This is a genomic window from Corynebacterium sp. MSK195, from assembly GCF_030228885.1.
Lineage (GTDB): Bacteria > Actinomycetota > Actinomycetes > Mycobacteriales > Mycobacteriaceae > Corynebacterium.
Window position 1 is genome coordinate 1 of the sequence record NZ_JASPGT010000073.1, and the last position, 240, is coordinate 240.

Annotated in this window: 1 pseudogene; it reads right to left on the bottom strand. The window is 53.8% G+C overall.

Annotation, left to right across the window (positions count from 1 at the left end):
* Positions 1-57: 57 nt before the first annotated feature.
* Positions 58-240, bottom strand: a pseudogene (locus QP909_RS11855) (HNH endonuclease signature motif containing protein); the annotation flags it as partial.

Here is a 240-nt window from a genome sequence, read left to right on the forward strand (position 1 = left end):
GAACTCGACGGAATACTTTCTAGGCATAGTTCAATCCTTCCTTAGCTGAGGTAGGAACTAAACCCAGGACGCTTCAAAGAGTCGGCGGATGAAGGTGTTGTCTGTGGGGGCATGGTCGAGGTTTATCCATCCGGCACCGGGGTGGAAGACGAGGTTGGTGTCAGGGTTGGTGGTAAACGTGTTGATGGCAACACTGGTGTGGGTGTCTTCGAGGATGAGGTCGATGAGTGCTTGTGCGGC